Genomic DNA, 19,201 nt, shown 5'->3' with positions numbered 1-19,201 from the left:
TACATCAAAGCTAATAGGACTCACAAATAAATCAACCTGATTTTCATCAATCCCAAGGTTAAGCATTAATATCCTTCTTTTTCGACGAATAGGAGATTAATTTGGTAAATTCACGAAAACTATACTTCAATACCCATTAAAATATTTTAGTTAAGTCCATTCGTTCACTTTTTTAATTTGTCCTAACGGAAAGATTGCTTTATTGTAACTTATTCTTATGATTATCGTTTCCTAACTTGAAAATACCTAGCCAAATGGAACTAGGAGGAGATTAAAACTAAAATTTAAGTCAAAGTATAAAGACTTTTCAATTTAGGCTATTAAGAGAAGGCTTAAACTATTTACATTTGAACCTTGTAGGGGATCTTTTAGTAAAACTCCCCAGAGCGCATTAATAAATTATGTACCAAAAAATCCCTCAAGTATTCATAATCGATGATGACGATGAATCGAACTTTATCCACAAAATCATAATTGAGGAATCAAATCTTGTGGGTACAACTCGCGTATTCGAAAGCGGTCCAGATGCATTAGAAGCATTGCACAATTTGGACTTCGATGATTCTTCTCCCTTAGTTGTTTTTTTGGACATAAATATGCCATTTATGGATGGCTGGGAATTTTTACAAAAGCTAACCAATTTTTCCTCTTCCATAACGGAAAAGCTTCACATTGAAATGCTCTCTTCCTCAATATTTCACAACGACCGGGAAAAAGCTGCATCGAACAATTTAATTAAGGGGTACATTGTAAAGCCTTTATCAGAAGAAAACCTTAAACAGGTTTTAAAAAAATTAAATAAGAAGCACCAAACGATAAAGTAATTACTCTTCCTCATATCTTCGGGATGTAACTTTGATGATATGCAGGTAGAATTACGAAAATTAAACTCGGAAGATTATTTAGGGCTGAAGGAATCAATGATTTCATCCTACCCCAATTGGGAGGATAGTCATTGGAAGGAGCATCACATCAATGCCTTATTAGAGCAATTTCCAGCCGGACAATTTTGTGTAACCGTAGACGGCAAATTTGCAGCATGTGCCCTCTCCATAATAATAAACCTCGACAATTTTGGCGAGAGCCATACCTACAAGGAAATTACTGGTGACTTTAAATTCACCACACACGATCCATTTGGAAACGTGCTATATGGTATAGACATTTTTGTTCATCCAGATTTTAGGGGACTTAGACTCGGAAGACGCTTATACGATGCTAGAAAAGAACTTTGCGAGGAGCTCAATTTAAAAGCAATAGTCTTTGGAGGAAGAATTCCCAATTATCACAAGTATCAGAAGGATTTAACCCCAAGAGAGTACATAGAAAAAGTTAGACATAAGGAAATTCACGATCCTGTCCTAAACTTTCAGCTGAGCAATGATTTTCATGCTAAGAAAATCTTAAAGCACTACCTACCTGGAGATAAGGAATCAAAGGAATATGCTGTTCTTTTACAATGGGATAATATATACTACGAAGAGCCTTCTCCGGAACCCATTAAAAAAGCTAAACCCATAGTACGGCTGGGCCTAGTGCAGTGGCAAATGCGTCCCTATGCAAGTGTAGATGAACTTCTGGATCAGGTAGAATATTTTGTTGATGCAGTTTCGGGGTACCGCTGTGATTTCGTTCTCTTCCCGGAGTTTTTTAATGCTCCTCTTATGGCACAATTCAATCACTTATCCGAATCAGATGCCATTAGAAAGCTCGCAGAGTTTACCGACTCCATAAGCAAGAAATTTGCTGAATTAGCAATTGGGTACAACATAAATATTGTTGGAGGAAGTATGCCTGTTGTAAAAGAAGATCAAAGACTTTACAACGTGGGATACTTGTACCATAGAAGTGGTAAAATTGATGAATACATAAAAATTCACCCTACGCCTGATGAGGTAAAAGTTTGGGGAATGGCAGGAGGAGATATGCTTCGAACTTTTGACACCGATTGCGGTAAAATTGGCGTACTCATTTGCTACGATGTAGAGTTTCCGGAACTTTCTAGAATATTGGCTGACGACGAAATGCATATATTATTTGTGCCCTTCTTAACGGATACTCAAAATGGATACGGTCGCGTACGATATTGTGCTCAAGCAAGAGCCATAGAAAATGAGGTATATGTTGCCCTAGCTGGTTCTGTTGGGAACTTACCCAAGGTTCACAACATGGATATACAGTATGCCCAATCTGTGGTATTTACCCCGTGCGACTTTTCCTTTCCGACCAACGGAATAAAAACTGAAGCCACACCTAATACCGAAATGATATTAATTGCAGATTGCGACACCAGTCTTTTGAAAGAGCTGCATGAAAATGGCGCGGTAACCAACCTTAAAGACAGAAGGAAGGATTTGTACAACCTAGAACGAGTAAATCTTAAAAAGTAATGAGCAACGGAAGAGTAATTGGCGTAGGAGGAGTATTTTTTGTTTCCGAAGATCCAAAAGCCTTATACCAATGGTACGAGGAAAATTTAGGGCTAGTAAATAATGGCTATGGTTTTCTTTTTGAGAGATCCGACAAAGCTTCGGACCGCGGATACCTTCAATTTTCGGCTTTCAGCAACAACGACTATATAAAGCCCAGCCCCAAAAATTTTATGATTAATTTTAGGGTGGACAACTTGGATGTGCTCCTGGAAAAACTTGCCACAAAAGGTATTCACCCATGTAAGGAGCCCGAAAGCTTTGAATATGGTAAGTTTGCGCATATCCTGGACCCAGAAAACAACAAAATTGAACTCTGGGAGCCGGTAGACGAGGTAATGAAAACCTACGACGACGGCAAAAACGTAAACCGCCCCTAATGGATGTTGCATGTGCCATAATTACCTCTGGAAATAAAATTCTTGCTGCTCAAAGAGCCAAAGAAAGATCTATGGGAGGCTTTTGGGAGTTTCCTGGTGGAAAAATTGAAACTGGAGAAAACGCTTTTGAAGCGATTATCAGAGAAATTAAAGAAGAGCTCGACCTGATTGTGGTTCCCTCTGGAAGGTTTAATCCCACCCGAGTATTTGATCCTATAAACCACATAGTGCTAGAACCTGTATGCTGCAAAATAATTTCAGGTAACCTAACACTCAAGGAACACGAGGAGGTTCAGTGGCTAGAAGCGCAGGATTTAAAGTTGAAACGCTGGACCCCGGCAGATGCCATTTTACTTCCAGCAATAATTCAATACTTGGAGCCAACCCCAAATTTCCGAACGGCAAAGAGAGGCTAACATGTGGGAGAATATTAAATCACATCGCCTAGCATATTTTCTTATCCTGCTAAGTCTTTTGATTTCAATTTTCCTAGCGCTTACAGTAGAACTTGGCAACGATGAGGTATACTACGTTCTCTACATAAAATACCCAGCCCTTTCCTACTTTGATCACCCTGGAGTTTTAGGATGGTTAGGATGGATATTTACTTTAGGCGGAACCATTATTACTGATTTCACGGTTAGATTAGGACCAATTATATTCTCTGTTCTAAATCAAATAATCATTTATCGTTGGTTACTGAGAAGAAATGGGACAAGCAGTGCAGTAAATGGCTTGTTGATTTTCAATGCTTCGCTGTACCTATTTCTAATTGCGGGCGTTTTTTTATTACCCGATAGCTTTCAACTAAGCTTTTGGTTACTCTCTCTTTTATTTTGGGAAAAAGCCGAAAATACTGGCAGCACAACACCAACTGTTCTTGGAGGGGTTCTCGGAGCCCTTGCCCTAGCTACTAAATACCACGCGGTTTGCCTACCAGCTGGGCTGTTGTTGTACTACCTCGTTCACAACCGAAAGAGAATTATCAGCACCCAGTTTATATTATACTGTTTCCTTTTTTCTTTAGGCTTAATCCCTACCATTCTATGGAATTCAATGAACGACTGGGCTAGCTTTTCTTTTCACGGAGACCGAGTGGGATTTTTAGAAAATGGAATAAACCTCAATAGCCTGGGTGCTTTTTTTGCGGGTCAGCTTCTTTATTATAACCCAATCATAATATTGGTTTTGTTTCTTACGCTATTTAACCGTGGTAATAAAACAAAAGCTGCCTGGCTTTTATATTCAGGATTAGCTCTTTTTCTCATCAGTACAGTACTCGCCCTATCCAAAACAACACTTCCCCACTGGACTGGTCCTGCCTTTATTGGAATTACCGTTTGGTTGGCCCTTAACATGCGTGAAAAGAAAAGGAAACTTTTATTCGCTGGACTGATATTTAATGCTGCCATACTACTTGGCGGATGGTATATAACCAATTACGGATCGAATTTAGGCTCCAAAAAAGGAGATAAACTAGGTAAAAACGACCCAACCCAAGACCTATTTGGCTGGAGACAACTAGGCGCTAACTACCAGCTATGGCTTGCTGAAAACCCAGAATTCTCTAAAACCTCTCTCCTCAGTTTAAATTGGTTTCCAGCAGGGCATATAGAACACTATGTGCGGCCAAAAAATCAACCATTAATTTGTGTTGGACCGAGAAAAAACACACATGAATTTGTTCGATTAAACCAAAGGTTTAATTCACCTGAAAATTCAAATCAATACTTGTTCTTTCATCAAAGCAATGGTTTTCACGATAGATTAGAAAAACTTCCAAATAGATACGTTCCAGTGAAAAAACTTATTCGTTTTCCAATTTACCGTTCGGGTAAAAAAATTAGATATCACGATTTGTATCTCATCGAATACCAAGAAGATATTTTATCCTCCTATTAATACCTCTTATCGGTTATCCTAAAATTTCATAGAAAGCCCATGTAAATTGGTTTCACCAAAAACCAATCATATGAAGGCTTTTTTAATGTTGTTTGCTCTGATATTTAATGTTGGTGTAACCCAGATGGTAGGATTAGACTTTGATTTTTGGAATGATCCGCACCAGCTTTTTTACTTCATAACGGGTCTAATAACATTTGCCTCCATTCTTAGGAGTTTGCATTGGTTTTTTTCGGGTGGATTAACTCGCCTTATATGCGCAATTAGAACCAATAGTATTGACAATATAATCTCGAATTGAAGGTAAACCCTCAACAATTACCTAAAACAAAAAAACCCGCGAATTATCGCGGGTTTTTTCTTGAGGTTTCGGGCGGATTCGAACCGCCGTACAAGGTTTTGCAGACCTCTGCCTAGCCACTCGGCCACGAAACCATTGTTTCGAGTGCGAAGATAATGAATTATAATAATTAATCGCTCTCTAAAACTAAGCTAATACTTTCAACATTAGCATTTATTGGCGGTGCATGCTTAGTTAGTTCAACTCGTAGCCACTCAATTCCTTGAATTTCAGATTTTAACTTGTTTACGATTCGAACAATTACGGTTTCAACCAAATTATTACGTTGCTTAACTTCTCGCTTTATAATTTCGGAGACCTGTCCATAATCCACCGCATGCTGCAAGTCGTCTGATAATGCCGCCTTTGCTAAATTATACCTTATGGTAGCATTAACTGTAAAGCGAGTACCAATAATGGATTCCTCCTCCATACAGCCATGAAAACCAAATACTTCTAGGTTATTGATCTTTATTTCGCCAACCATTTAGTTGCTCAATTTTGTAATTCCTTCCTCAATTCTTTTTAGAACCGGATCTTTTCCAAGCAACTCAGAAATTTGAAACATAGATGGCCCCATTCCCATTCCGGTAACCAATACTCTAAAGTTCGGTAAGACAGCACCCATTCCTACGTTTTGGTCTTCAAGAAACTTCTTAAAAGCAGTTTCTATATTTTCAGCGGAAAAATCTTCCACGCCGCGCAATACTTCCGCTAATTTCCCCATTAATTCAGGAGTGTTTTCTTTCCACTTTTTCTTAATGGTTTTCGCATCGTACTCTTGAGGCTCAGTCAATAGGTATTTTCCTTCAAGCAAATCAGTTGGAAACTGTGCTCTCTCCTTCATTAAAGACACATAACCTTTTAAAAACTCATAGGAAGGAATATCCAAGTTTTCTTTCTCTAGAATTGGCTTTAAAGCAGTGACTAAATTGTCATCCGACTGCTTTCTTAACCATTGCTGATTAAACCACTTTGTTTTCTCGGGGTCAAATTTTGAACCACTCTTCCCTACTCTTTCAATTGAGAATGCGTCTACCAGTTCTGCCAAACTGAAAATTTCTTGTTCGGTACCAGGGTTCCAACCTAAAAACGCAAGCATATTTACAAAAGCTTCGGGGTAATATCCCTTTTCTCTATATCCGCTAGACTTTTCTCCACTAATTGGGTCTATCCAATCTATTGGGAAAACCGGAAATCCTAAACGATCTCCATCTCTTTTACTAAGCTTACCGTTTCCATCGGGCTTTAAAATAAGTGGAAGGTGGGCCATTTTTGGTGCTTCCCATTCCAAAAACTTATACAACAAAATATGCGTTGGAGCAGATGGCAACCACTCTTCCCCTCTAATTACATGGGTAATTTTCATTAGGTGGTCGTCTACAATATTTGCCAAGTGATAGGTAGGCATTCCATCGCTTTTAAAAAGCACCTTGTCGTCTAGGTTAGAGCTATGCACAACTACCCAGCCTCTTATTTCGTCAAAAAATCGAATCTCTTCGTTGCGCGGAACTTTAAGGCGAATTACATAAGGATCGCCATTTTCTAATCTCTTCTCAACTTCCTCAGCCGATAGTGAGACTGAGTTTTTCATAGATCCTCTTGTAACGGCGTTGTATTGAGGTGCTGCAACCTTTGCCTTTTTTAAGCGCTCACGCATTTCCTCCAGCTCTTCAGCTGTATCAAATGCATAGTAAGCATTCCCAGAGTCTACAAGTTGCTGTGCGTATTGGTAATAAAGATCTTTTCTTTCACTTTGGCGGTAAGGTCCAAAGCTACCTCCAAACCCTTGCCCCTCGTCTGGAGCAATTCCAGACCATTTTAGTGCTTCTACTATATAGTCTTCAGCACCAGGCACATAACGGGTTTGATCCGTGTCTTCTATGCGTAGAATAAAATCACCCCCATGCTTTTTGGCGAATAAATAATTATACAATGCGGTTCTTACGCCACCCATATGTAAAGGTCCGGTTGGGCTTGGTGCAAATCTTACCCTAACTTTGTCTGCCATCTGTGGAAAATTTCTGCGAAGATACGCTTAATTAAAAGCTATAAAAGACCATGCCTGCTAAAGCTCCTCGTAATTTTATTTCAGACAATTGGGAGGGTTACCAATTAATAGACTTTGGTAAGGGAAAGAGGCTGGAGCAATTGGGGGATATAACAATAATTCGACCGGATATAAATGCTCATGGAAACCCACATTTATCCAGTATAAAATGGGATCAATTAGCAGATGCAGAATTCGTAGAGACTAAATCCGGTAAAGGAAAATGGAATTATAAAAACGATAAAAGGCTTCCACTAAAAGTTCAATTTTTTAATTCCTTGGTGGCCAATATTAAAACCGGACCCTATAAACATTTTGGTCTTTTTCCAGAACAAAGAAGTAATTGGCATTTTGTCGAGGAGTGGATTAAGAAAAACAAAAGCCAAAACCAACAAGTAAAAGTTTTAAATCTATTTGCCTACACAGGGGCCAGTAGCATGGTAGCAAAATATAATGGGTCGGATGTTATCCATGTAGATTCATCCAAATCTGTAATAAACTGGGCGAATGAAAACCAAAGTATCAATGGGTTATCAGGAATAAGATGGTGCTTTGAAGATGCTCTTAAGTTTATTGAAAAAGAAGCCAAACGAGGACGAAAATACGAAGGGGTTATAATGGACCCTCCAGCTTTTGGAATTTCTGGCAAGGGAAAAAGGTGGAAAATAGAAGATCAAATTGGGGATTTAATTGAAAATGCTGTTAAAATACTCAATCCCAAGAGGCATTTTTTCGTTCTTAACACCTACTCTCCAAGGGTAAATGTGGGGGATATTAAAAATCAAGTTGTTGAATTGCGGGGTAAGAACAATGTTGAAGTGGGGAAACTCTGCTTAATTTCGCAATCTAAATCGCTGTTACCCACGGGAGATTTAATCCGCTTTACGCAATAACCTATGGATGCATACAAGGCTTTAATAAACGACCTAAACAGGTACATTAGAAAACACAACACCAACAAACTAATAAAGGGGTTGGTGTATTCTATAGGCCTTTCCGTTATCCTTTTTCTTTTGGTTCTTACGTTGGAATATTTCGGCGCATTTTCCTCGAAAGCTAGAATGGTACTTTTTTTCAGCTTCCTGGCCATATTACTTCTTATTCAGGTTAAATACCTCATTATACCACTTGCCTACCTATTAAACATCAAAAAGGGACTGAATCACAAGGAAGCGGCAAAGATTATTGGAGAGCATTTCCCAAGTGTAAACGACAAGCTTGTAAATGTTCTGGAACTTGAAGAATTAAGCCAGAAGGAAAGCATAGAGATTAGGCACTTAATTCAAGCGGGGATTTCTCAAAAAGCCGAGGAAATTAAACCTATACCCTTTTTATCCTCCATAAATTTCAGCGAAAATTTAAAGTACGCGAAATATGCCTTAATCCCCCTTGCGATAATGCTAGGTATTTGGCTTATTAAACCACAGTTTGTAAAAGATCCAGCTAAGCGACTAATCTCGTACAATCAAGAATTTGAGCCTACAGCACCCTTCCAATTATCTTTTGATAAAAGCATTAATATTTTGGAGGGCGAAGATTTAGAATTTACCATAAATGTTATAGAAGGTGGTATAAAACCCTCGGATATCAGTATCAACTTTGTAGGGTATAAAGAGGTAGTGCCCTCTTCGGGAGCATGGTCATACAAAAAAACATTTTCTAACCTTAGAAAGGACTTTAGTTTTAGCGTAGAAGCAGATGGTTTTAACTTCGGAGAAGTTGAGGTTAAAGTACTTCCGCAACCCAACATAACAGGATTCATTATGGAGTTGACTTACCCAGCATACACGGGTAAAAAATCGGAAATAATAGATGGGTCGGGAGATGCGATTGTTCCACAAGGAACAAGAGTAAATTGGAGAATTAAAACCAACCATACAGACTCCTTAAGTTTAATAGGAGTGCCTAAACCAACCATTATCGCTAATGATCAACTATTCGAGTTGACCTGGTTGGCTAACCAAACTATTAATTATGGGATTTCCAGGCAAAATGAGCATGTTTCTGTTATTGATTCGAATCTTTACACCATTCAAATTATTAAAGATGCCCACCCAAAAATAGAGGCAGATCTAAGAGCCAATGGTATTACGCAAGATCAATATTTCTTAGTAGGGGAAATAGCAGATGATTATGGGTTTAAGGACCTGAAGTTATTCTATAGGAAAAAAGACCAAAATATCTGGAATATTAAACCTATACAAATCGAAAAACATTTAAGCAACCAAACATTTTACATATCAATTTCTGATGAGGATCTAGGGTTAACACTTGGAGATAGTATTACCTATTATTTCGAGGTAAGAGACAACGATGCTCCGAATGGATTTAAAGCAACAAAAACAGAGATTGAGGGGCTTAGAATTAAAACTGAAAAGGAATTATTAGAAGATAGAAATAAAGGATTAGAAAACAGCACTAACCAACTTGAAGAACTGCTTAAGCTGAACCAGGAAATATCATCTGAAATCGAAAAGCTTAATAAAGAACTGCTCAGTAAAAAACAAACGGACTTAAACGACAGAAAGCAGTTAGAGCAATTAATTAAGAAAAAGCAGGAGTTAAATAAAAAGCTAGAACAACTTAGTCAGCAAAACAAACAAACTGAAAAGTTGCAAGAAAAACTCAACGGTGAGAACGAAAACATTACGGAGCAACAGAAACAATTGAATGAACTAATGGAAAACTCCATGGACCCCGAAATGGAAAAGGTCATGGATGAAATTCAACAGTTGATGCAAAACATGGATCAAGATCAACTGCTTGAAAAACTCAAAGAGCTAAATCAACTAAGCGAAAACCAGAAGCAAGAATTGGATAGGAGCTTGGAGCTTATGAAAAAATTTGCTCACGACCTTAAGTTAAAACAATTAGCCTCCGAATTGGATAAACTAGCTAAGCAACAGGAAAATCTGGCCAAAGAGGACAATGCAAATAAAGAGTTAAATGAGCAAAAGGAAATCAATAAGACCTTTGACGAGTTGAAGAAAGATCTTAATGATTTAAACAAGGAAGCCAAGGATCTAAATAAGCAAATGGACTTATCCAAGGAAGAGAAAAAGGCCAATGAAATTAGGGAAGATCTAAACAAGATAGAACAAGATTTAAAAGAACAAGGTTCTTCACCAGAAAACAAAAACTCAAAACAGAAAAAAAACACCAACCAGAAGCAGCAGAAAGCAAAAGAAGAAATGGAACAGCTTTCTCAGCAAATAGAATCAAGTATGGCATCTTCTGAAGCACAGCAGCAGCAGGAGAACATAGAAGATCTAAAACAAATTCTAGAGAACCTAGTGGATTTAAGTGAAGACCAGGAAGAAATTTATTCTGGCTTTGCCTCTCTTTCGACCTCCGACCCTATTTATGGCAAGCTAACAGTAGAACAAGCTAACAGTATAGAAAATTTTAAAATTATTGAGGACAGTTTAAATGCCCTGGCTAAACGAGTAATTCAAATAGAAGCCGTTGTAAGAAAAGAGATAAACACCATTAACCGTGAAATGGCAAATAGCATTTCAGAACTTGGGGAGCGTGTTACCTCAAGAGCTCGAATGCACCAGAGATATTCACTTACCGCAATAAACAACTTGGCCCTTTTACTAAGTGAGGTATTAGAACAGCTAGAAAAGCAACAAGCACAAGCCAATCCTGGAATGGCAAACTGCAATAAACCAAGTCAGGGAAATTCCAGCAAGCCATCCTTACAAAAAATGAGGAAGGCCCAAGAGCAATTTGCAAAGCAAATGGAGCAAATGATGAAAAAGGGCCAAGGCGAGCAAAAGGGAGAAAAGGAGGGTCAGGGCAAAAACCAAGGCGGCAATAACAGCAAAGAGCTTATCGAGATGGCGGCAAAACAAGCTCAGCTAAGAAAGCAATTAAGAGAATTAGCAAAGGAATTAAATAAGGACGGATCAGGTTCGGGAAATAAATTAAATGAACTTGCAAAGGAGCTAGAAGAGGTTGAAAAAGACTTGTATTACAATCAAGTTAATCCTGAGACCCTTTTAAGACAACGAGAAATAATCACCAAGCTTTTAGAAGAAGAAAAAGCAGAACGCACTCAGGAATTAGACAACAAACGTGAGGGGCAAAAAGCTGAGGAGTACTTAAAAGAAAATCCAGAATATCAGAAGTATTTAGAGCAACGTAAATTAAATGTTGAGCAATTACAAAGCTTACCATTAGAGTTACGTGAATACTATTTAGAAAAAAGCCGAAGCTACCTAAACAAAACACCATGATTAGCTTTTACAACAACGACACCAGCATAAGAATTCGTGATAAGCGAAGAATTCAGCAATGGGTAAACCACGTAGTTGAAAAGGCGGGGTTTGAAGTGGGGGATTTAAATATTATTTCCTGCAGCGATAAGTCCATTGAAGAAATAAATATTCAGTTCCTAAACCACCACTACCCTACAGACATAATTACGTTTGACAGTGTTATTGACCAAACCCTTCATGGTGAGTTATACATAGGATTAGAAACCATAAAGGAAAACGCAAAAAGATACAACCAACCATTTCAGACAGAAATAAAAAGAGTCATTATCCACGGCGTACTACACCTTATGGGATATAAAGACAAGACAACAAAAGAAAAAGAAGAAATGCGAAGGCAAGAAGACGCCGCCTTACAAATGTTCCACGTGAAACAGAAATGAAAAGAAAATACGACATAGTAGTAGTTGGGGCCGGACACGCCGGCAATGAAGCCGCAGCAGCCGCCGCCCGATTAGGGTGTTCCACCCTGCTAGTTACCATGAACATGAACACCATAGGTCAAATGTCATGTAACCCCGCAATGGGAGGTGTTGCAAAAGGTCAAATAGTTCGTGAAATAGACGCATTAGGCGGCCTCAGTGGTATTGTCACCGATAGATCCGCTATCCAATACCGAATGCTAAACCGCAGCAAGGGCCCAGCAATGTGGAGCCCACGTTCACAGAACGACAGGTTTATTTTCGCCACTGAATGGAGATACGAGTTAGAAAAAATCCAGGGACTAGATTTTTATCAGGCCATGGTTACCGGAATAAATAAAACCACCAACTCTTTTGTTATCGAAACAAACAGGGATCAAATAGAAGCGAGAAGTATCATTCTAACCAGCGGAACATTCCTAAATGCTGTAATGCATACAGGAAAATCCAAAGAGAAAGGTGGAAGAATGGGCGAAGATGCAGCCGTTGGTTTAAGCGAATCTTTACAGTCACACGGATTTGAAACGGGTAGACTAAAGACAGGAACACCACCAAGAATAGATGGAAGAAGCATAGATTACACGGTACTAGAAGCCCAATATGGCGACTCAGAAGAATTTACCTTTTCCTTTAAAGGACGAGACCAAGAAAAACTTAAACAAGTTCCCTGCTATATTACGTACACCAATCCATTGGTTCACGAAATATTAGAAGAAGGATTTGCTGACTCCCCGATGTTCTCAGGAGAAATAGAAGGAAGCGGACCAAGATATTGTCCATCAATAGAAGACAAAATAACCCGATTTAAAGAGCGAACTAGACACCAAATCTTTGTTGAGCCAGAAGGTTTGAAAACTTGGGAAACCTATTTAAATGGCTTCTCCACCAGCCTTCCAGAACATATCCAATACAAAGCACTAAAGGAAATACCCGGGATGGAGAATGCTAAAATCTTAAAACCAGGCTATGCCGTGGAATACGATTTTTTCCAGCCTACTCAACTATACAACACACTTGAAACAAAAGCCGTACCGAATCTATATTTTGCCGGACAGATCAATGGTACTACAGGATACGAAGAAGCAGCATGCCAAGGATTAATGGCTGGCATTAATGCCGCACTTAAATTACAAGATAAAGACCCATTTATATTAAAACGAAACCAAGCCTATATCGGAGTCTTAATAGACGATCTAGTAACCAAGGGAACTAAGGAGCCTTATAGAATGTTCACCTCACGAAGTGAATACAGACTATTGTTAAGACAAGATAACGCGGACGAAAGACTTACCCCAATTGGTTATGATTTAGGTTTAATAGAAGAAACCCACTTCCGACTGTTTGAAAAAAAATACAATAACATAAGCACATTAGAAAAAAGCCTAGAAAAAACTTCTTTAAACCCAGAAGACATAAATCCTATCCTTAAGAAAAAGAACACCGCTGTACTTACCCAAAAAGTAAAAGCCGAAAAGGTAATAACACGACCAGAAATAACAATTGACGATATTATAAATGGAAGTGAAGAAATAAACAACCTTATTAATGCAAACGAAATTGATTCCATCCAAAAGGAAGCAACAGAAATAAGAATCAAGTACAAAGGTTATTTAGAGAGAGAGCGTATTATTGCCGACAAGTTAAACCGGCTAGAATACATCAATATACCCAAGTCCACTGACTACAAGAAACTAGGTAATTTAAGCACAGAGGCACGCGAGAAACTAACCCAAATAAAACCAGAAACTATAGCCCAAGCAAGCAGAATAAGTGGCGTTAGTCCTTCGGACATCAACGTACTACTAGTGCATCTTGGCAGATAGTTCCACGTGAAACATGAAATGTACAATTTGTGATTTTCAGAATGTAACAGAAACCAAAAAGGTTGTAGATCATTCTATTAGCAAAAAAGAATTTACGGTGGCACATTGTCCATCATGCAATAATTGGTTTACCGGCAACCCCCCAGGCGAAACAGAGATAGGGCCATATTACGAAAGTGAAGATTACATTTCTCACAGCGACACGAAAAAAGGCTTAATACATAGCCTATACCACAAGGTCCGAAGGTATAATCTGAAGCTTAAATTATCTTTGATTCAGTCTCATACGTCTGGCAAAAATATTCTTGACTATGGAGCAGGCACAGGAGAATTCCTTGCATACTGTAAAGAAAATAATTATATAGTTACAGGTATAGAACCATCCGATGTAGCAAAGACTCACGCCAGTGCTAAAGGCGTTAACTGCCTCTCCCCTTCTGAACTGCAAAATTTACCACCCAAGGAATACAACGTAATAACCCTTTGGCACGTGCTAGAACACGTCCATCAATTAAACACAACACTAAACCATTTCCATTCGAAACTAAAGGACGACGGTATATTAATAATTGCAGTACCAAATATCAATAGCTATGATGCATCCTACTATAAGGAATATTGGGCGGCACTAGATGTGCCAAGGCATCTATACCATTTCACAAAAAAAGGGATGTCACAATTACTTAAAAAGCATCAGTTCGAATTAATACAAACCAAAGGAATGATTTTCGATTCCTTTTATGTTTCCCTACTTTCGGAAAAGTATAAAAACACTTTACCAACACCATTGCAATTAGTTAGAGCTTTTATGATAGGACTAATTTCCAATGTAAAGGGTAAAACCAATCATTCTTCAATAATTTATATCGCCAAAAAAAATGGATAAAATACTTTCTACATTTAAAATCAAATCTAGTAACCCCGGCACCTGGATAGGTAAAGAAGCATTAAATTCTGACCAAGTAATAACTTCATATTCACCTGTTGACGGAAAAAAAATAGCTGAGGTCTCCATCACTACCAAGGATCAATTTGATACGGTAATTGAACAGGCATCCATTGCTCAAAAACAATGGTCACAAATGACTGCTCCACAACGTGGTGAGATAGTAAGACAATACGGTAATCTTCTCCGCGAATATAAAGATGACTTAGGCTACTTAGTTTCATACGAAATGGGTAAATCATTTCAAGAAGGGAAAGGGGAAGTACAGGAGATGATCGATATCTGTGATTTCGCGGTTGGATTAAGCAGACAATTATATGGTCTTACCATGCACTCCGAAAGACCCTTACACCGCATGTACGAGCAATGGCATCCTCTTGGAATAGTTGGTATAATATCCGCATTTAATTTCCCGGTAGCTGTATGGAGTTGGAACACAGCTCTGGCCTGGGTCTGCGGTAACGTGTGTATTTGGAAACCATCAGAAAAGACACCTATAACAGCATTAGCTTGCCAAGAATTATTCTCCCGAGTATTAGAAGCAAACAATTTACCTCAAGGAATATCCTGTGTAATTACAGGTGATAAAGAAGTTGGCCAATGGTTGACATCGAATAATAATGTAAACCTAATTTCTGCCACAGGAAGCACAGCAATGGGTAGAGCTGTTGGAGCAGATGTTGCTAAACGATTTGGTAAAACCATTTTAGAACTAGGCGGAAATAACGCTCTCATAGTTTCCAGCAAGGCTAATTTAAAATCAGCCATAATGGCAACTGTATTCGGTGCAGTAGGAACATGCGGACAACGATGCACAAGTACAAGACGCTTGTTAGTGCATGAAGGTATTTACAATGAATTTATATCTGCACTAAAAAAGGCATACGCTGGTTTAAAAATTGGCAGTCCATTGGATGAATCCAATCACATTGGACCCCTAATTGACGAACAAGCAGTACAACAATTCAATGACACTATCGCAAAAATTAAAGAAACTAAACACGAGGTAATTGTAGAAGGAAAAAGTATAACAATAGACGGCAATTCTTCTCATTGCTATGTACATCCTGGAGTTTATGCTGTTGAAAAAGACAATCCATTAACTAAACAAGAGGTATTTGCACCTATCTTGTACGTAATAAAGTATAAGACCCTAGATGAAGCTATTCATATCCAAAATGATGTTCCACAAGGATTGAGTTCTGCCCTATTCACTACAGATCTGCAGGAGAGCGAATATTTCCTATCTCATAAAGGAAGTGACTGCGGAATTGCAAACATCAACATAGGAACCTCCGGTGCTGAAATTGGAGGCGCATTTGGTGGAGAAAAAGAAACAGGCGGTGGAAGAGAATCTGGATCCGATGCTTGGAAAGGATACATGAGAAGACAAACTAACACCATTAATTACTCCAACGAACTACCCTTGGCCCAAGGTATTAAATTTGATATATAATGATTTACAGAATACTTGTCCTGCTACTTATCATAACTTCATGTACTACTAATAGCACAGAAAATTTAAAAAGTACATCTGGTAAGTACACGCTCAAAATGGATTTAGGTAATAAACCATTACTTATAAATTCTGAAATTTCAAATGGTAAACTATTGATTTACAATGGTTTAGAGTTAATATCGCTTCCTATTGACCAAAACGGAGACTCCCTAATAGCTAATTTTTCAGTTTTTGATTCCGGATTTGAATTGATTGCATATGAAAATGGTTACAAAGGATTTTGGAAAAAGTATTACAAGAAAGATTACAGTATACCCGTTTCACTAATTCCAAATTGGACCTATGAGAATGAAGTTGATAACCAGGATACGGTAAAATATCAAATACAATTTTCTCCTAATACTTCAGATGAATACCCAGCAATTGGTCTCTTTTCAATTTCGGATACTAACATAGCTGGATCTTTCGCTACGGAAACTGGAGATTACAGATTTCTTCAAGGAAAAATCATTAACAACAAGTTTACACTTAACACCCTTGATGGATCTCACGCTTTTCTTTTCACAGGCGAATTTATTGGTGATTCAATTAAAGGTATGTTTTACTCTGGTACACACTGGAAAGAACCCTTTACCGGGTACAAATCAGAACGACCTATATTACAACATCCTGATTCCATTACAAAGGTTACTAACGAGGTAGAATTCGCCTTCCTAAACCTAGATTCAACCACCTATAAGTTTAACAGAAACAGTGCTACGGATACAGCGGTAATCATCCAAATTCTTGGCTCATGGTGTCCCAATTGCTTAGATGAAACCCAATTCCTCTCTGAAATACAACAACAATACAAGAACAAACCACTAAAAATTATAGGAATAAGCTTCGAGAGCAAAAATCAATTTAGTTACTACAAGAAACAGATTGAGAAGCTCAAAAAATCTTCTGGTATCTCCTACCCCATTTTATTTGGAGGAAAAGCTTCAAAACAATTGGCATCAGACACCTTATTATTTATAGATGAAATAAAGAGCTTTCCTACCACCATTATTATGGATAAGAACCATAAAATAAAAAAGGTCCATACGGGATTTTATGGACCTGGAACGGGAAGTTATTATGTGAAATTTAAAGAGGATTTTACCCTTTTACTGGATAAAATCCTCCAAGAATCTTAATCTTTTAACATATCTAATGGCAACAATTCGTCTCTATTCGCTAATTCCCATGCAGTATGGAAAATTAACCGGCCGATTTTAGCCATTTTATCAAAATTGATCTTTTCAACGGTATCTGTGGCCTTGTGGTAATCCTCATGGGTACCGTTGAAATAGAAAATTACAGGAATATTATTCTTTGCAAAATTATAGTGATCTGATCTGTAATAAAACCTATTTGGGTCATTTGGATCATCATATCGATAATTCAATTCAAGCTTTCCAAACTTCTTATTTTGCTTTTCACTAATTGTCTTAAGCTCAGAACTAAGCATCTCTGACCCAATAACATAAACGTAGTCAGGATTATTCTCATGTTCTTTATCTACTCTTCCCACCATATCGATGTTAAGATTAGCAATTACATTTCCTAAGTCCATTGTAGGGTTATCCGTGAAGTATTCAGACCCGAGTAATCCTTTCTCTTCCCCACTTACTAACATAAAAAGGATAGATCTTTTTGGTTTATATCCATCATAAGCAGCCTTTTGAAAAGACTCAGCTAATTCCATTACGGTAACCGTTCCTGATCCATCGTCATCTGCACCGTTAAAAACCAAACTATCGTTTTTACCGATGTGATCATAATGAGCGGTAATTACAAGGAACTGATCTGGATACTCACTACCCTCAATAACCCCTAGCACATTACTACTTTGACCCTTAGTAGAATTATTTACAAAAGAAATACCTCCACTAAGATCAATTACATCGCCATTATTCAATGACACTATACTCTTACCGCTAAGCAGGCCTTCAAGGGTATCTCCAACTATAATATACGGGGCTTCAACCTCTGTGATTTCTTTACTTAAACTAACCCTGGTTCGCATCAGATATCTTTTGTACAATGCTGCAACCGAACCTAGATTAGCATTGTATTCCACAATAGCTTTAGCTCCTTTTTCTCTTGCAAGTTGGATTTTACTAACAGGTGACCTACCCCATTTACTATTCCTAGCATTGCCGGTAAGAACAAAATTACCTTGCTCATTTTTGGGTTCTCCGTTTAGAATCAGTACCACTTTACCTTCTACATCCAGGCCATCATAATCTTTTACCAAGCTATCTTCTATCCCGTAGCCACAAAAGACCAATTCCTTGAAATCTATCTCCTGATCTGCCACATTTCCTAGGTAAAAAATTTCATCTGGGAAATTCAAAGACACGGTATCTGCCACGTTTAAAGTTACCGTAGCAGGTTTTAATAAATCAATATCAAAATATTGAAAATAGGAGTTACCATTTCCCGGTTTTAACGAAATCTCTTCGAAATAACGTTGGATATAATCGGCAGCCATTCGTTGCCCCTCCATACCTGTTTCTCTACCTTCTAGAGAATCCGATGCAAGAATTTCCAAATGCTCCTTTAAGCTTAAAGCATTGATATCTTTAGCATAGAATTCCTTAATACTCTTCTGACCGACTAAAAAGCCAGGAGCAGCCGCTAACAATACGATTAAAAACTTTTTCATTCTATGATTTTATTTACCCTTCTTTCATGTCTTCCACCTTCAAACTCTGCACTTAAAAAGGCTTTTAAAATTTCCAATCCCTCCGCTTCTGAAACAAACCTTGCTGGAAGAACCAATACATTTGCATTATTGTGCTGACGCGCCAACGAAGCTAATTCTGTATTCCAGCAGATAGCAGCCCTAATGTGTTTAAACTTATTTGCAGTCATTGCAATTCCATTTCCAGAACCACAAATCAAAACACCAAGACCATTCTTAGTATTTAGATCCTTACAAACAGCTTTAGCGAAATCGGGATAATCAACGCTATCAACACCATCAGTTCCATGGTTGATAACTTCCACATTTTGTTCTCTAGCCCAATCTACAAGTAGGTTTTTAAGTCCCGTACCTGCATGATCATTTCCTATAATTAACATGCTTATTAAAAAAATTAGGTCGTTTAATTAATGCTGCAAGTTAGAATTAACAATTCAAT

16 protein-coding genes and 1 tRNA gene are annotated in these 19,201 nt (G+C 38.0%); 12 read left to right on the top strand and 5 right to left on the bottom strand.

The genetic code is table 11. The features are described from left to right. Positions 1–401 precede the first annotated feature (401 nt). Genes FRX97_RS01750 through FRX97_RS01730 form a run of 5 tightly spaced genes read left to right on the top strand, consistent with a single transcriptional unit; the run spans position 402 to position 4,711 of the window. The gene (locus FRX97_RS01750; RefSeq protein ID WP_147012748.1) at positions 402–824 is read left to right on the top strand and encodes a response regulator; all 423 of its coding nucleotides are present in this window, start codon (positions 402–404) and stop codon (positions 822–824) included. 39 nt (positions 825–863) lie between these two features. Beyond that, positions 864–2,390, top strand: a complete 1,527-nt coding sequence (locus tag FRX97_RS01745; protein WP_147012746.1) for a carbon-nitrogen hydrolase family protein — start codon at positions 864–866, stop codon at positions 2,388–2,390. Beyond that, positions 2,390–2,809: a VOC family protein gene (locus tag FRX97_RS01740; protein WP_147012744.1), complete on the top strand. Its 420-nt coding sequence runs from the start codon at positions 2,390–2,392 to the stop codon at positions 2,807–2,809. The genes FRX97_RS01745 and FRX97_RS01740 overlap by 1 nt, the downstream gene beginning before the upstream one ends. Next, a complete protein-coding gene (locus tag FRX97_RS01735; protein ID WP_147012743.1) occupies positions 2,809–3,225 on the top strand; it encodes a (deoxy)nucleoside triphosphate pyrophosphohydrolase in 417 nt (138 codons plus the stop codon). Before FRX97_RS01740 ends, FRX97_RS01735 begins: the two co-directional genes overlap by 1 nt. A 1-nt stretch (position 3,226) precedes the next feature. Next, on the top strand, positions 3,227–4,711 hold the full coding sequence (locus FRX97_RS01730) for an ArnT family glycosyltransferase (RefSeq protein WP_147012741.1): 1,485 nt from the start codon (positions 3,227–3,229) through the stop codon (positions 4,709–4,711). Between the two features lie 364 nt (positions 4,712–5,075). Here FRX97_RS01730 and FRX97_RS01725 read toward each other — a convergent pair. The 3 genes from FRX97_RS01725 to gltX form a co-directional block, all read right to left on the bottom strand. Further along, positions 5,076–5,146, bottom strand: a tRNA-Cys gene (locus tag FRX97_RS01725). A 35-nt stretch (positions 5,147–5,181) separates the two neighbouring features. Continuing rightward, complete coding sequence (folB, locus tag FRX97_RS01720; protein WP_147012739.1) at positions 5,182–5,538, bottom strand: dihydroneopterin aldolase; 357 nt, start codon at positions 5,536–5,538, stop codon at positions 5,182–5,184. Then, complete coding sequence (gltX, locus tag FRX97_RS01715; RefSeq protein WP_147012737.1) at positions 5,539–7,062, bottom strand: glutamate--tRNA ligase; 1,524 nt, start codon at positions 7,060–7,062, stop codon at positions 5,539–5,541. Between the two features lie 50 nt (positions 7,063–7,112). Between gltX and FRX97_RS01710 the strand changes: the two genes are divergently transcribed. The 7 genes from FRX97_RS01710 to FRX97_RS01680 are packed head-to-tail and all read left to right on the top strand — an operon-like array spanning position 7,113 to position 17,209. Then, complete coding sequence (locus tag FRX97_RS01710) at positions 7,113–7,994, top strand: class I SAM-dependent methyltransferase (protein WP_147012735.1); 882 nt, start codon at positions 7,113–7,115, stop codon at positions 7,992–7,994. A 3-nt stretch (positions 7,995–7,997) separates the two neighbouring features. Continuing rightward, positions 7,998–11,342 carry a DUF4175 family protein gene (locus FRX97_RS01705; protein WP_147012733.1) on the top strand — a complete coding sequence of 1,115 codons (3,345 nt, stop codon included), beginning with the start codon at positions 7,998–8,000 and terminating at the stop codon, positions 11,340–11,342. After that, positions 11,339–11,764, top strand: coding sequence for an rRNA maturation RNase YbeY (ybeY, locus tag FRX97_RS01700; RefSeq protein WP_147012731.1), 426 nt, complete (start codon positions 11,339–11,341; stop codon positions 11,762–11,764). The genes FRX97_RS01705 and ybeY overlap by 4 nt, the downstream gene beginning before the upstream one ends. Next, on the top strand, positions 11,761–13,626 hold the full coding sequence (gene mnmG / locus FRX97_RS01695; protein ID WP_147012729.1) for a tRNA uridine-5-carboxymethylaminomethyl(34) synthesis enzyme MnmG: 1,866 nt from the start codon (positions 11,761–11,763) through the stop codon (positions 13,624–13,626). Before ybeY ends, mnmG begins: the two co-directional genes overlap by 4 nt. 13 nt (positions 13,627–13,639) lie before the next feature. After that, positions 13,640–14,512 (top strand): class I SAM-dependent methyltransferase, encoded by an 873-nt coding sequence (locus FRX97_RS01690; RefSeq protein ID WP_147012727.1) that lies wholly within the window; start codon positions 13,640–13,642, stop codon positions 14,510–14,512. Then, positions 14,505–16,028 carry an L-piperidine-6-carboxylate dehydrogenase gene (gene amaB, locus FRX97_RS01685; RefSeq protein ID WP_147012725.1) on the top strand — a complete coding sequence of 508 codons (1,524 nt, stop codon included), beginning with the start codon at positions 14,505–14,507 and terminating at the stop codon, positions 16,026–16,028. The genes FRX97_RS01690 and amaB overlap by 8 nt, the downstream gene beginning before the upstream one ends. Then, entirely contained in the window at positions 16,028–17,209 is a 1,182-nt protein-coding gene (locus FRX97_RS01680) for a TlpA disulfide reductase family protein (RefSeq protein ID WP_147012723.1), read from the top strand. The genes amaB and FRX97_RS01680 overlap by 1 nt, the downstream gene beginning before the upstream one ends. Here the strand turns inward: FRX97_RS01680 and FRX97_RS01675 are convergent. After that, positions 17,206–18,723 (bottom strand): M28 family peptidase, encoded by a 1,518-nt coding sequence (locus tag FRX97_RS01675; protein WP_147012721.1) that lies wholly within the window; start codon positions 18,721–18,723, stop codon positions 17,206–17,208. The two genes, FRX97_RS01680 and FRX97_RS01675, sit on opposite strands and share 4 nt — an antisense overlap. Beyond that, positions 18,720–19,142 (bottom strand): ribose 5-phosphate isomerase B, encoded by a 423-nt coding sequence (rpiB, locus tag FRX97_RS01670; RefSeq protein WP_147012719.1) that lies wholly within the window; start codon positions 19,140–19,142, stop codon positions 18,720–18,722. The genes FRX97_RS01675 and rpiB overlap by 4 nt, the downstream gene beginning before the upstream one ends. Positions 19,143–19,201: the final 59 nt, after the last annotated feature.

The sequence above is a fragment of the Luteibaculum oceani genome (genome assembly GCF_007995015.1).
Classification (GTDB): domain Bacteria; phylum Bacteroidota; class Bacteroidia; order Flavobacteriales_D; family Luteibaculaceae; genus Luteibaculum; species Luteibaculum oceani.
This window is presented reverse-complemented; position numbering and strand designations above follow the sequence as displayed.